This is a genomic window from Pseudomonas sp. REP124 (assembly GCF_020164475.1).
Classification (GTDB): domain Bacteria; phylum Pseudomonadota; class Gammaproteobacteria; order Pseudomonadales; family Pseudomonadaceae; genus Aquipseudomonas.
Genome location: NZ_JAIQWX010000069.1, coordinates 1 through 19587 on the forward strand (window position 1 = coordinate 1; position 19587 = coordinate 19587).

Consider the following 19587-nt stretch of genomic DNA (forward strand, 5'->3'; position numbering starts at 1 on the left):
GCGAGGCTTGCCCGCGAACCGGTCTGCCTGACATCAGACCCGGAAGTGGCTGACCATCATCTGCAACTGATTCCCCAACCGCGCCAACTCGACACTCGACGCCGCCGTCTCATCACTGGCCGCCGCCGTCTGTTCCGACACATCCCGCACATTGATGATGCTGCGGCTGATCTCCTCAGCCACGGCGCTCTGCTGCTCGGCCGCTGCGGCAATCTGCTGGTTCATCGACTGAATGTTCGACACCGTGCGGGTGATGTTATCCAGTGACTCGCCGGCCTTGCGGGTCAGGGCCACGCTGCTGTCGGTGAGTACGCGGCTGTTGTTCATCACCGCCGAGACCTGTTGCGTGCCGTTCTGCAGACCGGCCACCAGGCCTTCGATTTCCTCGGTGGATTTCTGCGTGCGTTGGGCCAGGCCACGGACTTCATCGGCCACTACCGCGAAACCACGACCGGCCTCACCGGCACGGGCCGCTTCGATGGCGGCGTTGAGCGCCAGAAGGTTGGTCTGTTCGGCCACGGCCTTGATCACGTCCATGACGCTGCCGATCTTGTCGCTTTCCTGTTGCAGCACGCTCATGGCTTCGGTGGAGCGCACCACTTCGCTGGCCAGGCGCTCGATCTGGGCGATGGCTTCGTTGACCACCTTATCGCCTTCTCGGGCTTCGCCGTCTGCCGCCGCGGCCGCTTGCGAGGCCTGTTCAGCGTTGCGCGCGACTTCCTGAACCGTGGCGGTCATCTCGTGCATGGCGGTCGCGACCTGATCGGTCTCGACCTTCTGGCTGTTGACGCCGGCGCTGGTCTGCTCGGTCACCGCCGACAGCTCCTCGGCGGCGCTGGCGATCTGTGTCACGCCGTCGCGGATACCGCTAATCAGGTCGCGCAGGGTCACGCCCATGCGGGCGATGCCTTGCTGCAACACACCGAGTTCGTCGCGGCGCGTCACCTTGACGTCATGGGACAGGTCGCCGCTGGCGATGCGATCGACCACGATCAGCGTTTCACGCAGTGGGCCGGTGATCTGACGGGTGATGACCACGGCGGCAATGATGCCCACCAGCAGTGCCAGCAGGGTGCTGACCAGTTGCATGGTTTGCGCGCGGGCGCTTTCGGCGTCGCGACGGTCGAGCTGGATCTGATACAGCTGCTCGCTCAGGGAAACGATGGCGGCGCCTTGGTCAGTCATTTCCTTGCGCGCCTGTACCACCTCGCTGTCAGCGGCCTTGTAGGACTGCAAGGCGCTACGGTAGTTGCCCAGGGCGGTTTCCAGCTGGCGCAGGGCGTCTTGCTGCAAATCGGCGATATGCACGTTCAGGGATTTCACGCTGGCGATGGCCAGGTCCAGTTGCGCGACGGCTTTGCGCTCGGTTTCGGCGTTGGTGGTGGCGGTGTAGCCGCGCACTTCATAACGCGCCAGCAGGAAAGCTTCCCGGGCCGCGGTGATGGCCTGGAACTGTTCGAAGCGTTGATCGCTCTGCGGCAGCTTCTGCACGTGGCTGTTGATGTCGTTGATCAGGCCGCTGGCAGTTTCCGCATTGACGAGCATCACATCGCGTGCGCCGTTGCCGGCGCGATAGGCACCGCGCATTTTGGCCAGCGAAGTTTTGTATTCGTCGATGACCTTGCCTTGCTCCTTGAGCAACTTGATGTTTTCCGGGCTCTTGAACTTGGTCAGGACGGCCTGGTGTTGAGCGGAAAACCCTTCGAGGGTGTTCTGAACATTCTGCGCGATGGTTTCGTCGCCGTTGGCCAGCATGTACTGCAGGCGCACCACGCGCAGCTTGGTCAGGCCGGCGTTGAGCTGGGTGATGTCGCTCATCCAGTTGCTGCGGTCGATCAGGCTGCCCAGGCTGGTCCAGCCCGTCAGGGCGAGGATGCAGGTCAAGGCCAGGACCAGGCCGAATCCCAGGCCCAGTTTCAGGTTCACGCTGATATTGCCGAACCAGCTATTCATCAAAATTCCTCCAGGAACGTAGTGCTTCTCGATCGTCGGTTGGCTGGAAGATTGTTGTTTTTAGGCGCCAGCAAGGTGTGTAGCAGGCCTGTATCGGCAGCAATCGCGAGAGCTGAAAGGATTTTGTGATGGCGATTTTGTAACAGGGGATTTGTCCGGACGTTGATTCTTTTTTCACATGTGTTTCACCGGTTGCCTACGCCCCTGTCTTTAGCCTCGGCGCATCGAATTTGAAGTACGTGCCGGCGAGGCGGCTTGTTGTGGAATTGAGACTGTTTGGCATCACCCGCACGTTCGACCTGAGCCGTCTTGCCCGTTATCGCAATAGCGCCGTGATCCTGGCCTGTGCGCTGCTGGTGATTCCGTTGACTGTGTTTTTATTGCGCCCTGCCGCAGTGCCGGACCTGGCCCACGGCAACGTTGCCGGTGCGCGGGCGTTGCAGGAAGGTTGGGCCAAGGGCGACGTGATCGTGCTGGTGCGTCATGTCGAGCGTTGCGACCGCTCCCGCTCGCCATGCCTGAGCAGCGGCGATGGCATCACCGATCGTTCGCGGGATGTCGCGGTGACAGTCGGTGCGCAGTTCGAGCGTCTGGGCCTGGGCAAAGCCGACATCTACAACAGCCCGCTGCTGCGTACGGCGCAAACAGCCGGCTACATGTTCAACAAGGTCGATACCGGTGATGACTGGCTGATCAACTGCAAGGGCACCATGTTGCGCGATGCCCTCGCGCACAAGGTGGCCGGACGCAACCTGATCCTGGTGACCCACAGCGAATGCATGACGCAACTGGAAAAGGATCTCAAGGTGCCAGGCTCGACCCTGGGTTATGGCGCATCACTGTTCATCACCGCCGATCCATTCAAGGCGCCGCGCATGCTGGGCTTCATCGAAGCATCGGACTGGCGCTCGGTGGCTGACCAATGAATTCAATCCCGGAATCTGGAAACACCATGCAGACCGCCTCCCGCTCGCGTTTTTACTGGATGAACTTCGGCATACCCCTGGCCTGTGCGGTGCTGGTGTTCCTGATGTTCGACCTGACCAAAATCGATATTGCGTTCAACGATCTCTTTTACGACCCGGTGACCAAGAGTTTTCCGCTGGATCATGTGCACCTGTTCGAAAAGATCACCCATAAATGGGCACGGATCATTCCGAACTGGACCGGCGAATTGGCGGTGATCGGCTCCGTGCTGTCTTTTTTCTGGACCGTGTTCAACGTGGACAAGCATCCGAAGCTGCACGCCTTCCTGGAAAAGATCAAAGTCGCGCCAGTGCTGCGTTTTGCCCATAAACATCGCCGGGATTTTCTCTACGTGGTGTTCGCGTTCTCCATCAGCACCGGCCTGATCCACTACCTCAAGGGCCACACCAGTGTGTATTGCCCGATCGAAACCACGCAGTACGGCGGCAAGATCGAGCACAAGGAGTGGTACGAGAATTTCGATTTGCTGAAGGTGGCCGGTGATGGTCGCTGCTGGCCGGGCGGGCATGCGTCGGGTGGCTTCACGATGCTGGCGCTGTACTTCGTGGCGCGGCGTTATCGCTGGCGTTATTCCAAGGCCCTGATGTACGGCTCGTTGGGGCTGGGCTTTGTGTATGGCACGACGCGGGTGTTGCAGGGCTGGCATTACATGTCGCACACGTTCTGGGCCGGGATTGTCGTGTGGCTGGCGTGTTTGCTGACGGCGTTGGCGTTTTATGGGAGGGCGCGGCTTGCGGCGCCGGTTTTGCAGAGGCATGAAAAGGCGGTATCAGGTGTGCAGACTCAGCCAGCTACTTGAATTTTGAAGTACCTGTCCGTCGGTAAAACCTAACCTTTGTGGCGAGGGGGCTTGCCCCCGTTGGACTGCGCAGCAGTCCCATTTTTTTGGGGGTTGCTCCGCAACCCAACGGGGGCAAGCCCCCTCGCCACAAAAGCCGGGATGTTTTCCCCCTATCCCAACTGCCGCGACCATTGCCGCTCCGGATCCTCCCAAACCGTGCTCACCAACGCCGTCATCACATGATCCTGCCAACACCCGGCAATGTTCAGATACGCCTTGGCATATCCCTCACGCTCGAAACCCAGGCGCTCCAGCAACCGGGCGCTGCGCTCATTGCCCGGAATGTAGTTGGCCATGATCCGGTGCAGGTTCAGCGTCTCGAACACATACCCGATACCCGCCTCCAGCGCCTCACGCATCAAACCCTGGCCCTGGCGCGACTCGCAGATGTGATATCCCAGATAACACGCCTGAAACGCCCCCCGAACGATGCCGCTGAAATTGCACGCGCCAATCATCTGCCCGTCATCACGATCCAGCACCGCGAAATGCACCGCATAGCCCTCATCAAAGGCCATGGCCTGTTGCGACAGGCGCGAGCGAATTCGTTCAGGGCTGTAGTAGTCGTCCGCACGAACCGGCGACCACGGCGCGAGATGCGCCTGGTTGCGCAGGTAAAAGTCGCTTTCCAGCGCAGCCTGGCTGGGGCTCAGGATCGCCAACGTCAGCCGCTCGCAGGGCAGGGAGAAGATCGTCATCGGAAACTCCGGGCCAACGGCCCATGAACGCAGAGAATGCCGAGCAATCTACAGGCAAAAAAAAGCCCGCGGGAGGGCGGGCAAACCGTAGTTTCTTGAATGAGCGAGGGAAATGTACAGGTTCTGATCTGGGGGAGGGGTGAAGAAATGTTCATGTGTGGGGTGACATGCGGTGCGTCATGTTCCAAACGAATCGAATATGCAGGCTCTTTAAAATGTTTCGTATGCTATACATTGAATAACAAATGTAACGGTAGCTGGACATGGATTATTCACTGATTATCTCGCGCCTCGGTCAGCAGGTGCGCGAAAAACGGACAAACCGAGGCCTCACACAAGCCCAACTGGCTGACCTCGCCGGTTTGACCCGACAGAAAGTCATCGCAGTGGAGAAGGGCACCCTCTCTGTGGCGATGGTCGCTTATGCCCGGGTCCTGGGAGCGCTGGATTGTGAGTTCGCGGTTATCCCGGCAGTGTTGCCAACCCTTGAAGAGTTGGCAGATTTGTTCGAATGAAAATGACTTATCTCAGAGTCGACACGCCAAAAGGGCTCAGCAAACGTGGACGAGCTAGGCTCGTCTGGTTTCGGCTTCCATGATCACAATATTCTGCTGCTTGGTCGCTTCGATCAGTACTTCACCATAGACACGCTTTTTCTGCTCGGACTTGCCATTGCGGATGAAGTCTGCAAAAGGGTTTTTGGCTTTCTTGGACTGGTCTCGCTTCGAAATCATTGATCTTCTCCTGCTTCTGATCCGAGCCTGGCGATTAAATCGGACCGCGAGTACTGCTCAGGGATATGGTAGTCAATCTTGTCGACCCCGGCTTTGTAGAGGCGACCCGAATTATCGATGTGCTTGACCAGCAAATCCACATGGATATCGCCTCGGTACTCCATCTTGAGCGTGTTCACTACTTCACGCGCAGCGAAATACTGATCGATGAACTGTTCTGATCGAATTCTTCTGCCCTCGGCTTCCTCACGAGCTTTGACGAAGTCCCATGCAAGCAGTGGATTTTGGTAGACGTAAAGGATCTGCACGAATCTACCCTTGCGCAGCGATCTGTCCACGTTCCTTCTAGCCACATCTATATTGGAAAAAGTCCCATCCAGGATGAACGATTGATTCTGGACGAATGCCAGATCAAGTATTTTTTCGACCAGGATCGATACCCCTCTCTGGAATATCCAGGCGTTTGCCCCTGCATATTCTGCAAACTCACTACGAAGCTCATCCGGGTCGATTCTCAGAATCGTGGTATCAGCAAAAAGATTCACCAGTGCGATCGATGCCTCTGTTTTCCCTGCTCCTGGTGAGCCTGCCATGTAGACAGACACAGGATCCTGTTCAGAAGGGTAAATCGCTCTGCTGGTCATGCGTTTGGCGATTGCCTTCTTGTTCAGCCGTGCAAAGGAAACAGCTTCGTCTTGCATGAGTTGTTCAGCAGGCGTCATTCCCTCATTCCTTGGTTGAGATTTGAGAAAGGCGTCAGAGCTTCAAATCTGCCGGGGCAAAGGATATGGGTTTACTGGAGGCACTCCAGTCGCTGCCGTTCGACAGTCTCTGAAGGAAATGTCCTAAAAAATTGAAAGGGATAGATGTTGGCCGATTAGGGACTACAAGCAATACGCCACACTTTGAATTACACTCTTTTGGATCCGATCATTGTCGTCAAAATAATGACTGTTTTCCCATGGCGCTCACCGCTCGGCAGTGAAATCGACAACCTATTGACAGTAATCTCCAAATCTCACATCATCGATAGCGTTTTAATGGCCTTGCGCCATAAAGCCGTCGGGTGTGACCGCCTGGTATCACTTGCTCCACATTGGTCTATGCTGGAACCGATCACACACCGTTAGCGGACTATTCAATCTGGTATCCGCTTGAATCTTCAGGAAGAAATTTCATGTTTGTTGAGCGCGTACTGGTCACTGGCGGTGCAGGTTTCATTGGGTCGCATTTGGTAGAAGCCTTGCTGGCCAAGGGATATAAAGTTCGCGTTCTGGACAATCTGTCGACCGGCAAAGTCAGCAATCTGCCAATCGACAATTCCGCCCTGGAACTGGTCACCGGTGATGTTGCCGACAGCGGCGTCGTAAATCAGGCCATGCGCGATTGCGGCGCCGTCGTACATTTGGCGGCTGTGGCATCGGTGCAGGCGTCGGTGGACGATCCTGTTTCGACTCACCAGGCCAATTTCGTCGGTACCCTGAACGTTTGCGAAAGCATGGCGAAAGCCGGCATCAAGCGCGTCGTGTTTGCCTCCAGTGCTGCCATCTATGGCAACAACGGTGAAGGCACCGCCATCGACGAAGACACCCCGAAATCTCCTCTGACTCCGTACGCCAGCGACAAACTGGCCAGTGAGTACTACCTGGACTTCTATCGCCGCGAACACGGCCTGGAGCCGGTGGTCCTGCGTTTCTTCAACATCTTCGGCCCACGCCAGGATCCTTCTTCGCCGTACTCCGGCGTGATCAGCATCTTTACCGAGCGTGCGATGAAGCAGCTGCCAGTGTCGATTTTCGGCGACGGCAAGCAAACCCGCGACTTCGTCTATGTTCAGGATCTTGTAAAGATTCTGCTTCAGTCTGTGGAAATGCAGGAGCCGCAGCCGGGTGCCGTGAACATCGGCCTGAGCCGCTCCACCAGCCTCAATGATCTGATCGCCGAATTGGGAACCGTTACCGGCACTCCCCTGACGGTGAACTATCAGGCGCCACGTCAGGGCGATATTCGCCATTCGCGCGCCAACAATACTCGTTTGCTCGAGCGCTTTGACCTTCCGGAGCCGACGTCGATCGGCAACGGATTGGCGCAGTTGATCCGCAGTCTGTAACCCGTTCGGTGTAACTGCTTCGGGTGCAGTGTTATTGGTTCATACAATTCAAGAGTGAGTTATGGAATTCGTTTTTCGCAGGACGCGTGTCCGCTCGGTCGCCAAACGACTGTTAGCCGCTCTGGCTTTGTGCGTGAGTGGCCCTGCCGTACAGGCAGCTGCACTCCCGTCACCCTCCAGCGTTACCTTCTGGTATGCGGATGAGCCGCCATTGGCTGAATTGGCGCAATTCGAATGGGCCGTCGTGGAACCTGGGCACATGACCCCGGCTGATGTCAAAAGCCTGCGCAAGATGGGCAGTGAGCCGTTCGCTTACCTGTCCGTGGGCGAGTTCGACGGCTCCAAGGCCGAGATCACTAAAGCCGGCCTGACCAAGGCCGTTTCCCCGATGCGCAATGACTCGTGGAACAGCCAGGTCATGGACCTGACGGCTCCGGCCTGGCGTGAACACTTGCTCGGCCGTGCCAAGCAATTGCAAGCCCAGGGCTATGGCGGTCTGTTTCTCGATACCCTCGACAGCTTCACTCTGCTGCCCAAGGCATCGCAGGAAGCCCAGCGTGCCGGCCTTGCCAGTTTCCTGCGTGAACTGCACAAGCAGCAGCCAAAACTGAAGCTGTTCTTCAACCGCGGCTTTGAGGTATTGCCCGAGCTTGACGGGGTAGCGGCAGCCGTAGGATTCGAGTCGCTTTACGCCGGTTGGGATCCGGCCGCCAAGCGCTATCGTCCAGTGCCGGAAGCCGATCGCCAATGGCTGCTGGGTCAGTTGCAACCGTTGCGTGCCAAAGGCATTCCGCTGGTGGCTATCGATTACCTGCCACCGGAGCGTCGTGAAGAAGCGCGCAAGCTGGCCAAGCGTCTGCGTGATGAAGGCTTCATTCCTTTCATCAGCACCCCTGACCTGAATTCGATGGGCGTCAGCAACATCGAAGTCCAGCCGCGTCGTGTGGCCCTGGTTTACGACCCGCGTGAAGGTGAGCTGGCCGATAACGCCGGTCATACCTATCTCGGCGGTCTGCTCGAATACCTGGGATATCGCGTCGACTACATTCCGGCCAACAGCTCCATGCCGCAATATGCTTTCAGCGGCCTGTATGCCGGGGTCATCACCTGGATGACCAGCGGCTCGCCGCAGGACGCGGCGGCTTTCAATCGCTTCATCGTTGCGCGACTGGATGAGCACGTACCCGTGGTCTTCTTCTCCGGGCTGCCGATTGAAGACCGGGTTCTGCTCAAACGCATGGGCCTGACCCGGGAAGCGCCACCGGGTACGCAAACCCTGACCATCACTCATCAAGACAAAGCGCTGGTTGGCGCTTTTGAAGCACCGGTGCAGCCCCGATCCCGCGACCTGACCGCGGTTTCGGTATTGCCCAAGGGGCCGACATCGGCGCTGTCGCTGAAAAATGCGGCGGGCGAAACCTACGACCCGGTCGTCATTGGCGATTGGGGCGGACTGGCGTTGGCGCCTTACCTTCTCGAAGTGAACAATGAGCGCAGTCGCTGGATTCTCGACCCTTTCGCTTTCCTCAAGGCCAGCCTGCGTCTGCCTGAGCAACCAAGCCCGGACGTCACCACCGAAAACGGCCGTCGCATCGCGACCGTGCACATCGATGGCGATGGTTTTCCATCCCGTGCCGAAGTGCGGGGCACTCCCTACGCTGGTCGTCACACGCTGGACGACTACATCAAGCCCAACCCTTTCCTGACCTCGGTATCGATCATCGAAGGCGAGATTTCGCCGCGGGGCAAGTTCCCGCACCTGGCGCGTGAACTTGAGCCCATCGCTCGCGAGATTTTTGCAAACCCCAAGGTTGAAGTGGCCACCCACACCTTCAGCCACCCGTTTTTCATGCAGCCGGAAAAGACCAAGAAACGCGAAAATTTCAAGCCTGAATACGGCATGAACATGGTCATTCCGGGCTACGACAAAATCGACTTCTATCGCGAGGTGGTCGGCTCGCGCGACTACATCAACCAGCAGCTCACCACTCCGGAAAAGCCGGTGAAGATGGTGTTCTGGCCGGGTGACGCCCTGCCTGGGGCATCGACCCTGAAGATTGCCTACGATGCGGGACTGAAAAACGTCAACGGCGCTGAAACGATGATGACCAAGGCCGATCCGTCGTTGACCGGTCTGAACCCGTTGCTGCGCCCCACCGAAGGCGGCTTGCAGTACTACGCGCCGATCATCAACGAGAACCTTTACACCAACTTGTGGCACGGCCCGTACTACGGCTTCCGCGAGTTGATCGAAACCTTCGAGCTGACCGACAGCCCACGCCGCCTGCGCGGCCTGCATCTTTACTACCACTTCTACTCGAGCACCAAACAAGCCTCGATCAAGGCCATGCACGATATCTACAGCTTCATGCGCGAGCAGAAGCCGATCTCGCTGTGGATGAGTGATTACATCGACCGGATGCACGGCCTGTATCAGGCCAGCATTGCAAGAACCGCCGATGGCAGCTGGCAGATTCGTGGCATGGACGCACTGCGTACCGTGCGTCTGGACCCGCAGATGGGCTGGCCGGATCTGCTGCGCTCGCAAGGCGTTGCCGGTGTTCGCGATATTCCGCAAGGCCGCTATGTGGCCCTGAGCAGCGACCGTGCGTTGCTGGTCCTGCGTCCGGATCGGGACACCCGACCGGCGCTGGAGGACGCCAATCTGCCGTTGCTGGACTGGAAGTATCTGGATGATCAACGCGTGAGTTTTTCGTTTGCCGGGCAGTTCGATCTGACCTTCTCGGTACGCTCGGCAAGCGCTTGCCGGGTTGAAGTGGATGGGCAGCGTTTCGCAGGCAAGTCGTCTGCCGGGCTGTGGACTTTTCAATTACCAATGAAGCAGGTGAGTAATGGTCAACTCCTCTGCAACTAAAAACAGTCGTCTGCTCAATCCATGGGCTCTGGCGGTGGTCGCGGTTGCCGTGGGAGGTCTGCTGTGGGCGACCTTCCAGCGTGAAGAAGTATTCCAGCCCGATGGTCGTGAACCGGACGCTGTCTCGGCCAACTATGCCGAACTGCTGTTGGCGGCTCACCCGGACGATGATCACCTGCGCATGCAGCTGATCGATCTGCTGATCCGCCTGGGCGAGTACGAAAAGGCACGGCGGCATCTCGAGGCCTGGCCCAAGCCGACGGCGGATATGCAGGCTTTTTATCGTCTGCAGATTGACGCACTGGTTGCCGAAACCAGCAACGATCTGATTGCGCAACAGGCATTGGTCGAGCGGTTCAAAACCTTCGATCATCGCAAGTTGCCAACCCCGCAATTGCAAACCCTGGCCAAGCTTGCGCTGGAATTGCAGGCCCCGGCGTTCGCCGCCGGCGTCTACGAAGAAATTGCCGACCGCGAACCGAAGCTGCGCACCGAATCGCTGAAGTCCGCCGCCCATTGGTTCATGGCAGGCGAGCAGCCGGGCCGTGCAGCGGACATTTACCAGCAGCTCAAAAGAGAAGCCAAGGACGCCCCCGAGCGCCGCGAGTTCTCGAAACTGGCTTTCGACAGCCTGTTGTCTGCCGGTCGTGGCGACCAGGCTGCGCAAGTGCTGGCTGATGAATTGCCACAGTTGACCAATCCTCAGACCGATGCTGCCTGGCTGGAACAAGGCGTCGATGTCGCGGTCGCGAACAAGCGCTTTGATCTTGCGCAGCGAGTGCTCGCGCAGTGGCTGGCTCTGCAGCCGGAAAACCCGCAAATTCCGTTGAAAGCTTTCCATGTTCGCCTGGCCATCGGCGACCTTGCGGGCGCCTGGGAAACCGGTCAGCAATTGGTCATCGATCACCCTGAAGATCAGGCTTTGCTCGAGCAGATGGCACGTCTGGGTGAATGGCGTGGCGATAACGAAGCGGCGCTGACCTACTGGATCAGTCTGCTGCGTCTGCGCGAGGACCCGAAGCTGCGCGAGCACGCGTGGCGTCTGGCGAGTCAGCAGTTTGACTTCGATCGTTCGATTCCTCTGCTCGAAGAAATCATGGATCAGCGCGCGCTGACCGATATCGAAATCGACGCGCTGAACTACGGCCACGAATCGCGCGGCACGCCGCAAGAAGCCGAAGCCTGGTTCCACAAGTACCTGCGCAAGTACCCGTCGCATCGCCTGGCGTGGACGCGTCTGTTGCAGAACCTGGAAAACACCGGGCAGTTCGAGGCCAAGGCCAAGGTTTATGAGAGCTATGCCAAGCGCTTCAAGCTCAATACCACCGAGCAGGTCGACTGGGCCAACACCTACTTCAAGCTGTTCGATAACGAGTCCGCCTGGAAGGTGGTGCAGGACGATGATCCGACCATCGAGGACGAGAATTACTGGCACACCCGCGCATCCCTGGCCTGGGATCTGGAGCGCGATGAAGATTTGCGGGTTTCCCTGGAAAAACTGCTCTCGATCAATGGCAAGTTGACCAGTGGCGACGAGAGCCAGCTGATCGCGATGTATCGCACTCGCGACCCGAAACGCGCCTTGACGCTGACAATCGGCAGTTGGGAACGCACCCGGGATCCGCAGCGTCTGGTCGAAGCCTTGCAGCAAGCCCAGGAGCAGGAGGACTGGACGTTGGTGGTGTCGTTGCTCAAGGACGCCGAGCAATATCCGGACGCCTATGACCAGGCCCAGGTGCTGGCGATGCGTGGTGCGTTGGCGGCCAAGCAGGGCAATGCCGAAGAGGCCGAGCGCCTGTATCAGGAAGGCCTGGCCCGCTATCCGAATGACAACCTGTTCCGTGAGCAACTGGTGTGGTTCTACGTCGATCAGGCCAACACCGCGAAACTCAAGCCGCTGATGACCCAATGGCGCGAAGTTGCGCGTCAGGACCGCTTGATGTGGCTGCCGTTCGCCAGTGCCAGCCAGCTGCTGGGGCGCGATGCTGAAGCACTCGCCTGGTATCGAATGTATCTCAAGACCAGCCCGAACGACTGGCTGGTGCGGGCGGCCTACGCCGATGCACTGGAAAGCGCCGGATATGAAGACGCCGCCCAGCGCTTGCGCCTGAAACTGTTGCGCAGCCCGGAAGGCGAGGACATCAAGCCGTCGTCGCAGCGCTATGCGGTCTGGCTGCGTCTGATGACCAGCAGCTATTCGCCGAAGAAGGCGCAGCAGGAATTGCTGAAGTGGAAGGACGGCTCGCCGGCCATGCTTCAGTTGTGGTTCCAGCGCCTGTTGGCTCGCCTGGATGCCACCAATTCCGAATCGCAAAAGGATGAATGGCTGGCGTGGGCACGTAGCCAGGGCTTGAAGGTCGAGCGCTACGAGCAGATTCAGGAAGCTCTGCGCAGCCGCAACAAGTCGCAGGTCGAAGCCCTGTTAGCCAGCAGCGATCTGAACCCTGCGCAACGGGCTCAGGCGCTCAACCGTCTTGGTCGCTTGAACGAAGCCCTCGATACCAGCCTTTCGGCATTGGGTGACGATCAGCCTGAAGCGGTACGCGAACAGCTGCGCCGTCAGGCTGTGGAGATCCACGAGCGCACGCCGCAGGGCGCGCAAATATCGTGGCAGGACCAGAACTTCGGCGGTGTCGAGTTCAAGGGGCCTCGTCTGGAGATTGCACACAACCTGGGCGATAAGCTGTACGCCGATCTTCAGGTCGAGCAGGGTGACTACAGCGGCGATGACATCAGGTCCTCGGAAATCGGCACAGAGCGCAATGCCGCACTGACCCTGCAGCACGGGGTCGAGAACGGCAGCTACAAACTGTTCCTCGACACCAGCCAGCGCAGCGACGACGACCGCAATGGCATTGGCCTGTCCCGGACCTGGCAGCTGGGTGTGAGCGATGAACTGGAGGCAGGTCTGGACTGGCATCGCAAGAACGAAGACAGCGGCCTGATGCGCGCTTTCGGCCAGCAGGATCGTGCGTATCTGGGTGGCCGTCACAACCTGACCGCTCGCGATCAGTTCAGCTGGGAAATTGCCCAGCGCCAGTTCTCCACTCGGGCAGGCGACGATCTGGGCGACGGTCATGCGCTGAAAATGGAGCTCAACCACATCCTGGAATTCGCAGGCCCGAACTGGTCCGTGCGCAGCGGCGTCGACTATCAGAAAAACAAGGTCAAGGACCGCACGCTCAATTACTTGTCCAGCAACTTTGGCGGCCCGGTCATCTCCGCGGCACCACCGGAACCGTTCGTTGACGAAGATGGTGTCGTAGAGCCGATCGACCCGGCGGACATCCCGACCGTGCAAGCCAGTGACCTGTTGCAAAGCCGCTACGGCCAGCTGTATTTCGGCAGCACCTGGCGTCGTGGCTTGCCTGGGGATCTGGTGCGCACCCATCCGCAATACACCTGGCTGGTGGATTTGACGGCGGGCTGGCAATGGACGGATCAAACCTTCAACTACGGCATCAATACCGGGATCGGTTTTGAAGTGCTGGGTGATGACGAACTGGCCCTGACCTTCGGCTACCAATCCGCGCCACAAGGCGGGGACGGCAAGTCCGGTGGAACAATGGGTGTGAGCTACGGCGTGCGCTTCGGACGCTGATCAAAGAATTTTTACGGGAGAACGACGTATGCAAACAATTCGTAATCTGAGCCTGGCACTGACCGTCCTGTTTGTTGCCGGTTGTGCAAGCTTCACCGATGAAGCAAGCCCGAACCTGCCACGCAACGCGCAATGGGGCGTGGTGCCGATGGTCAACTATTCGCAAACCCCGCAAGCGGGTGAGCGCAGCGAGCAGATCCTGATCAGCGTGCTCAGCAGCCACGGTCTCAAACCTCGGGTTTACCCGGCCAGCACTCAGGGCGAGCAGGCGCTGATGGACGACAACGAGCGTCTGAACGGCGCTCTCGACTGGGCTCGTCAGCAGAAGCTCGACTACGTGGTCTCCGGCAGCGTTGAAGAGTGGCAATACAAGAACGGTCTGGATGGTGAGCCAGCGGTAGGCATCAGCCTGCGCGTACTCGATGCCAGCAACGGTCAGGTTCTGTGGAGCAAGAGCGGCGCACGTGCCGGCTGGTCCCGTGAAAGCCTGGCGGGCACCGCGCAGACCGTGCTCGACAAACTTGTTGGCGCCCTTCGGTTCGAGTGATCGCGATGAATTCTCCACACATGGATTACAGCCTGGCGCCTCGCGCCAGCGGCCCGGTGTCTTGGCTGGAAACGATTTTGGTGACCGGCCTGGCCATCATCCTCGGCCTGTGGTTGACCCCGGAAGACCCGTTGCAGATGCACGGTGGTTTCCCTTGGCCGATTCTGGCGCCGCTGCTGTTGGGTGTACGTTATGGTTTTGTTCGCGGCCTGTTCAGCGGCGCGATTCTGGTGCTGGCGGTGTTCGTACTGCGCTACACAGGTCACGCCGGTTACACGGAGCTCGAACCGTCGTGGATCGTAGGCATGCTGGTCTGCGGGATGCTGGTCGGCGAGGTTCGCGATCTGTGGGAGCGACGCCTGGAGCGTCTGCAGATGGCCAACGACTACCGTCAGTATCGTCTCGATGAGTTCACCCGTTCGCACCAGATTCTGCGGGTTTCCCACGATTTGCTGGAGCAGCGTGTGGCGGGCAGTGATCAGAGTCTGCGCAGCTCGTTGCTGGGCTTGCGCGAGAAACTGCGGGTGATGCCGGACGAAAACGATGCACTGGCTGCATTGGCTGACCCGATCACCGCGGTTCTTGGCCAGTACGGTTCCCTGCGAGTGGCCGGCCTCTATCGCGTGGACGCGGACGGTGCGCGGGTGCTGCCCGCGCCACTGGCGACCATTGGCGTCATGGGTTCTCTGGACGTCGACGACGGTCTGGTCAAGCTGTGTATCGAGCGTGGCGAACTGGTGAGTGTGCGCCAGGAACTGCTCGAAGCCGGCAACGTGGGCAAATTCTCCTCGCTTCAAGCCTGCATTCCGTTGATCGATGCCGAAGGTCGTCTGCTGGCGGTACTGGCTGTGCGGCAGATGCCGTTCTTCGCCTTCCAGGAACGTACCTTGAGCCTGCTGGCGTTGCTGGCCGGGCACATCGCCGACCTGCTGCAGCGCGACACCAAAGTTTTGCACCTGCAGGATTCCGAGGCGCAGCATTTCACGCTGCAACTCAAACGCTCGGTGGTCGACGTCGAGAAACACAAGTTGTCGGCCGGCCTGTTCGCCTTCGAAATGACTCGCCCCAATGAAGAACTGACACGCTTGCTCGAACGCAGTCAGCGTGGTCTGGACTTGCACTTGCCGCTGCGTAACAACCGTGACCATCAACTGTTGCTGGTGCTGCTGCCGTTGACCAGCCCGCAGGGCACCGAAGGTTACCTGGCGCGGATCAACCTGATGCTGCACGAGCACTTCGGTATTGAAAGCAGCATGGACAGTCTGGGTGTGCGCGTCATGCCCTTCAATCTGGAGCCTGGTGAACCCAACGGGCTGCGTAACTTCCTGTTCAACGAGTGTGGACTGAATGATCAGCAAGTGGCTGTTTAGCGGAGCCCTGTTGTTAGAGGCGGGCAGTTGGACCACCTTGTGGTCTGATTTGCCCGATGCGCACCAGTTGTGGGTCTTCACCCTCAGCCATGGTCTGGCCTGCGTGATGCTGTGTGCGGCGGTCTGGTTGCTGCTGCCGGAGCGTTACCGTAAGCCGCTGCCGTGGAGTCCGCTGTTCATTTTCAGCCTGGCGTTCTTCGTGCCGGTTCTGGGGACCGTAGGTGTAGTCGCGGCGATCTTCCCGGCGCTGTACCTGCCGCGTAAACGCGACAAGCAGGCGTGGCAAGCGGTCGGCATTCCGGACCTGCCTTATCGGGCGCAACTGCAAACCCGCTCGCCGATCTTCGCCGATGGCGGCTTGCAGGACGTGTTGCGTCATGCGCCGGATCCGGACCAGCGCCTGGCCGCATTGCTCGCGACCAAGCGCATGCCCGGCAAGGAAGCGGTGCCGATCCTCAAACTGGCCCTGGGCGACCCGAGCGATGACGTACGACTGCTGGCGTATTCGATGCTCGACAAGCAGGAAAGCGACATCAACCTGCGGATCCAGATTGCCCTCGGTCAACTGCAAGGCGCCAGCACCAAGGCTGCCGGCAAATTGCACGGCACCCTGGCGCGCTGGTACTGGGAGCTGGCCTATCTGGGTCTGGCGCAGGGCAGCGTGCTCGAGCACGTACTCAATCAGGCCAACGAACATGCCGAAGAAGGTTTGAAGGCAGGCGAGGGCGGTGAGCTGTTTCTGCTGGCCGGGCGTATCGCCCTGGAGCGCGGCGATGTCGAACGCGCCGAGGTGCTGCTGACCAAGGCCCAGGAAGATGGCATGGGCGAGGCGCAGATTCTGCCGTTCCACGCCGAGCTTGCCTTCGAGTCCGGTCAATACCATGAAATTCCGGGTTTGCTTGCCAGCCTTCCCGAAAAAACCCGTCAGCGACCTCCCTTCGCTGATCTGGTGAGGAGCTGGACATGAGTCAAAAGCAAGAGGTGCCGATGGCCGACATCTGCCTGCTGCTCGAAGGCACCTGGCCCTACGTGCGCGGCGGTGTGTCGAGCTGGATTCACCAGATGATCCTGGGTCTGCCGGAATTGACCTTCTCGGTGATGTTCATCGGCGGGCAACGCGTGGCCTATGGCGAGCGTCGCTATGAAGTGCCGTCGAACGTGCTGCATATCGAAGAAGTCTTTCTCGAGGATGCAACCCATTCGACCGATAGTCAGGGCACGCCACGGGAAGCCGATCTGCAGCAACAGCAGGACCTGTATCGCTTCCTGCATCACCCGGACGCGCCGGAGCCGGCCCTGGGTGAAAGAATGCTCGACTGCATCGCTCAAGGACGCATGACCCTGGACGACGTGCTGCGCAGCCGCGCCAGTTGGGAAGCGTTGAGCGAAGGCTATCGCCTGCACTGCGCGGACCCGTCGTTCATCAACTATTTCTGGACCCTGCGCTCGATGCAGTCGCCGATGCTGATGCTCGCCGAAGCGTCGCGCAAGATGCCTCGGGCGCGGGTGCTGCACTCGATTTCCACCGGTTACGCGGGCCTGCTGGGCTGCATCCTCAAGCAACGCTGGGGCTGCACCTACCTGCTGAGCGAACACGGGATCTACACCAAGGAGCGCAAGATCGACCTGGCCCAGGCCAGCTGGATCGCCGAGAGCTCTGGCGAGGCGCTGAATCGCAGTCTCGACTCAGGCTCTGGTTATATCCGTACCTTGTGGGTGCGCTTCTTCGAACGTATCGGCCAACTGACCTACAACAGCGCCGACAGCATCATTTCGCTGTATGACGGTAACCGTCAGCGGCAGATCAAGGACGGCGCCGATCCGGTTCGCACCCGGGTCATTCCCAACGGCATCAACCTGCCGCAGTGGACCGCGGCGCTCGAATCCCGCAAACCGGGGATTGCACCGGTGGTGGGGCTGATTGGGCGGGTGGTGCCGATCAAGGACGTGAAAACCTTCCTGCGGGCCATGCGCGGCGTGATCAGCGCCATGCCCGATGCCGAAGGCTGGATCGTCGGTCCGGAAGAGGAAGACCCGGAATACGTCAGCGAATGCCGCAGCCTGATGGCCAGCCTGGGGCTGGAGGGCAAGGTGCACTTCCTTGGCTTCCAGCGCATCCAGGAAATCCTGCCGCAACTGGGGCTGATGGTGTTGACCTCGATCAGCGAGGCGCAACCGCTGGTGATTCTCGAAGCCTGGGCCGCCGGTACGCCGGTGGTCAGCAGTGACGTGGGCTCGTGCCGCGAGCTCATTGAAGGCGGCAGCGCCGAAGACCGCGATCTGGGCCTGGCCGGCAAGGTCGTGGCAATCGCCGATCCGCAAGCCACCAGCACCGCCATCCTCGAACTGCTGCGTAACCCGCAACGCTGGGAAGCCGCTCAGGCCAGCGGCCTGCAACGGGTCACCCGTTACTACACCGAAGCCTTGATGCTGCAGCGTTATCGCGATTTGTATCAAGCCGCCATGGAGAACAGTTAAATGGCCGGGATTGGCTTCGAACTCCGCAAGATCCTGTCGCGCGATTCCTACACCGCGACCTTGCACGCTTATGTGTATGCCGGACTGATCAGTTCCGGTCCCTGGGTGCTGTCGATCATCAGCGTGATGCTGGTGGGTATCATCAGTCTGGGATTGGTGATTCCCAATACGCTGGTGGGTCAGTTCCTGGTGACGGTGACCTACCTGATGGCCTCCTCGCTGATCCTCACGGGCGGCCTGCAACTGTTCTTCACCCGCTTCGTTTCCGACCGCCTGTTCGAGCACAAGTACGAGCAGATCCTGCCCAACCTGTTGGGCGTGCTGCTGATGGTCACCATCGGCGCTGGCGTGCTGGGTATCGTCATACTGAGCACGCTGTTCGATCAGTCGCTGATCTATCGCTTGCTGGTGCTGGCGAACTTCGTGGTGCTGTGCAACCTGTGGATGGTGATCATCTTCCTGTCGGGGATGAAGGCCTATAACCGCATTCTGCTGACCATGCTGGTGGGCTACACGCTGATGGTAATCAGTGCCTGGCAGCTGGCGTTCCTGCAGATCCCGGGCCTGCTGCTGGCATTGCTGATCGGGCACAGCTCGCTGCTGTTCCTGTTTCTCTACGACATCCTGCGCGAGTACCGCGCCGAGAAGCTGATCTCCTTCGACTTCCTCCAGCGCCGCCAGGTGTTCATGAGCCTGCTGGTGACCGGGTTCTTCTACAACTTCGGCATCTGGATCGACAAGTTCCTGTTCTGGTTCAACCCCGGCACTTCGAACATCGTCATCGGTCCGCTGCGTGCATCGATCCTGTATGACCTGCCGATCTTCCTTGCCTACCTCGCGATCATCCCCGGGATGGCCGTGTTCCTGGTGCGCATCGAGACCGATTTTGCCGAATGGTACGACCGCCTGTTCCGGGCGATCCGCGAAGGTGAAACCCTGCAGCACATCAACTCGCTGAAAACCGAGATGACACTGTCGATCCGTCAGGGCCTGCTGGAAATCTGTAAGGTACAAGGGCTGACCGTAGTGCTGTTGTACCTGTTCGCTCCACGTCTGCTGGAGTGGCTGGGGATCTCCAGCTACTACCTGCCGCTGTTCTACATCGACCTGATCGGTGTGAGCATCCAGGTGGTGTTCATGGCGCTGCTCAACGTGTTCTTCTACCTGGACAAGCGCAAAGTGGTGCTGGAGTTGTGCGTGCTGTTTGCGGTGCTGAACGCCACCCTGACGCTACTCAGCATGCACCTGGGCCCGAGCTTCTTCGGCTATGGCTTCACCTTGTCGTTGCTGATCTGCGTGTTGTTGGGGCTGCACCGGTTGTCCACGGCGCTGGAAGACCTGGAATACGACACCTTCATGCTGTCGCGCTGAGGCACACGCCGAACCTGTAGGA

The 19587-nt window shown here is 59.4% G+C and carries 15 protein-coding genes and 1 pseudogene; 11 read left to right on the forward strand and 5 right to left on the reverse strand.

What is annotated here, in order from left to right:
• Positions 1-33 precede the first annotated feature (33 nt).
• Positions 34-897 carry a methyl-accepting chemotaxis protein gene (locus K9857_RS30580; protein ID WP_411961580.1) on the reverse strand — a complete coding sequence of 288 codons (864 nt, stop codon included), beginning with the start codon at positions 895-897 and terminating at the stop codon, positions 34-36.
• Positions 892-1953: pseudogene (locus tag K9857_RS30585) on the reverse strand (methyl-accepting chemotaxis protein); the annotation flags it as partial. The pseudogene K9857_RS30585 and the gene K9857_RS30580, both read right to left, overlap by 6 nt.
• Before the next feature lie 239 nt (positions 1954-2192).
• On the opposite strand from K9857_RS30585, the gene K9857_RS17460 reads away from it, so the two are divergent.
• Together K9857_RS17460 and K9857_RS17465 are read left to right on the forward strand one after the other, a co-directional pair.
• A complete protein-coding gene (locus tag K9857_RS17460) occupies positions 2193-2879 on the forward strand; it encodes a histidine phosphatase family protein (protein ID WP_224537836.1) in 687 nt (228 codons plus the stop codon).
• Between the two features lie 26 nt (positions 2880-2905).
• Entirely contained in the window at positions 2906-3739 is an 834-nt protein-coding gene (locus K9857_RS17465; protein ID WP_224537801.1) for a phosphatase PAP2 family protein, read from the forward strand.
• Between the two features lie 152 nt (positions 3740-3891).
• Here the strand turns inward: K9857_RS17465 and rimJ are convergent, their stop codons facing one another.
• Positions 3892-4479, reverse strand: a complete 588-nt coding sequence (rimJ, locus tag K9857_RS17470; protein ID WP_224537803.1) for a ribosomal protein S5-alanine N-acetyltransferase — start codon at positions 4477-4479, stop codon at positions 3892-3894.
• A 263-nt stretch (positions 4480-4742) separates the two neighbouring features.
• Between rimJ and K9857_RS17475 the strand changes: the two genes are divergently transcribed.
• Positions 4743-4994 (forward strand): helix-turn-helix transcriptional regulator, encoded by a 252-nt coding sequence (locus tag K9857_RS17475; RefSeq protein WP_224537805.1) that lies wholly within the window; start codon positions 4743-4745, stop codon positions 4992-4994.
• Positions 4995-5048: 54 nt separating this feature from the next.
• On the opposite strand, the gene K9857_RS17480 is transcribed toward K9857_RS17475, so the two are convergent.
• The gene (locus K9857_RS17480) at positions 5049-5213 is read right to left on the reverse strand and encodes a hypothetical protein (protein ID WP_224537807.1); all 165 of its coding nucleotides are present in this window, start codon (positions 5211-5213) and stop codon (positions 5049-5051) included.
• Positions 5210-5935, reverse strand: coding sequence for a zeta toxin family protein (locus tag K9857_RS17485; protein WP_224537809.1), 726 nt, complete (start codon positions 5933-5935; stop codon positions 5210-5212). Before K9857_RS17485 ends, K9857_RS17480 begins: the two co-directional genes overlap by 4 nt.
• Before the next feature lie 455 nt (positions 5936-6390).
• Between K9857_RS17485 and K9857_RS17490 the strand changes: the two genes are divergently transcribed.
• The 8 genes from K9857_RS17490 to pelG all read left to right on the forward strand — a co-directional run bounded on the left by K9857_RS17490 (position 6391) and on the right by pelG (position 19565).
• The gene (locus K9857_RS17490) at positions 6391-7323 is read left to right on the forward strand and encodes an NAD-dependent epimerase/dehydratase family protein (RefSeq protein ID WP_224537810.1); all 933 of its coding nucleotides are present in this window, start codon (positions 6391-6393) and stop codon (positions 7321-7323) included.
• 61 nt (positions 7324-7384) lie between these two features.
• On the forward strand, positions 7385-10198 hold the full coding sequence (locus K9857_RS17495; RefSeq protein ID WP_224537812.1) for a bifunctional glycoside hydrolase 114/ polysaccharide deacetylase family protein: 2814 nt from the start codon (positions 7385-7387) through the stop codon (positions 10196-10198).
• Positions 10176-13799: a tetratricopeptide repeat protein gene (locus tag K9857_RS17500; protein WP_224537813.1), complete on the forward strand. Its 3624-nt coding sequence runs from the start codon at positions 10176-10178 to the stop codon at positions 13797-13799. Before K9857_RS17495 ends, K9857_RS17500 begins: the two co-directional genes overlap by 23 nt.
• Before the next feature lie 28 nt (positions 13800-13827).
• Positions 13828-14346, forward strand: a complete 519-nt coding sequence (locus K9857_RS17505; protein WP_224537815.1) for a penicillin-binding protein activator LpoB — start codon at positions 13828-13830, stop codon at positions 14344-14346.
• 5 nt (positions 14347-14351) lie between these two features.
• Positions 14352-15716, forward strand: a complete 1365-nt coding sequence (locus K9857_RS17510) for a PelD GGDEF domain-containing protein (RefSeq protein ID WP_224537817.1) — start codon at positions 14352-14354, stop codon at positions 15714-15716.
• Positions 15694-16683, forward strand: a complete 990-nt coding sequence (locus K9857_RS17515; RefSeq protein WP_224537819.1) for a HEAT repeat domain-containing protein — start codon at positions 15694-15696, stop codon at positions 16681-16683. The genes K9857_RS17510 and K9857_RS17515 overlap by 23 nt, the downstream gene beginning before the upstream one ends.
• Positions 16680-18194, forward strand: coding sequence for a GT4 family glycosyltransferase PelF (gene pelF, locus K9857_RS17520; RefSeq protein ID WP_224537821.1), 1515 nt, complete (start codon positions 16680-16682; stop codon positions 18192-18194). Before K9857_RS17515 ends, pelF begins: the two co-directional genes overlap by 4 nt.
• Entirely contained in the window at positions 18195-19565 is a 1371-nt protein-coding gene (gene pelG, locus K9857_RS17525; RefSeq protein WP_224537822.1) for an exopolysaccharide Pel transporter PelG, read from the forward strand.
• The last annotated feature ends 22 nt before the right edge of the window (positions 19566-19587 follow it).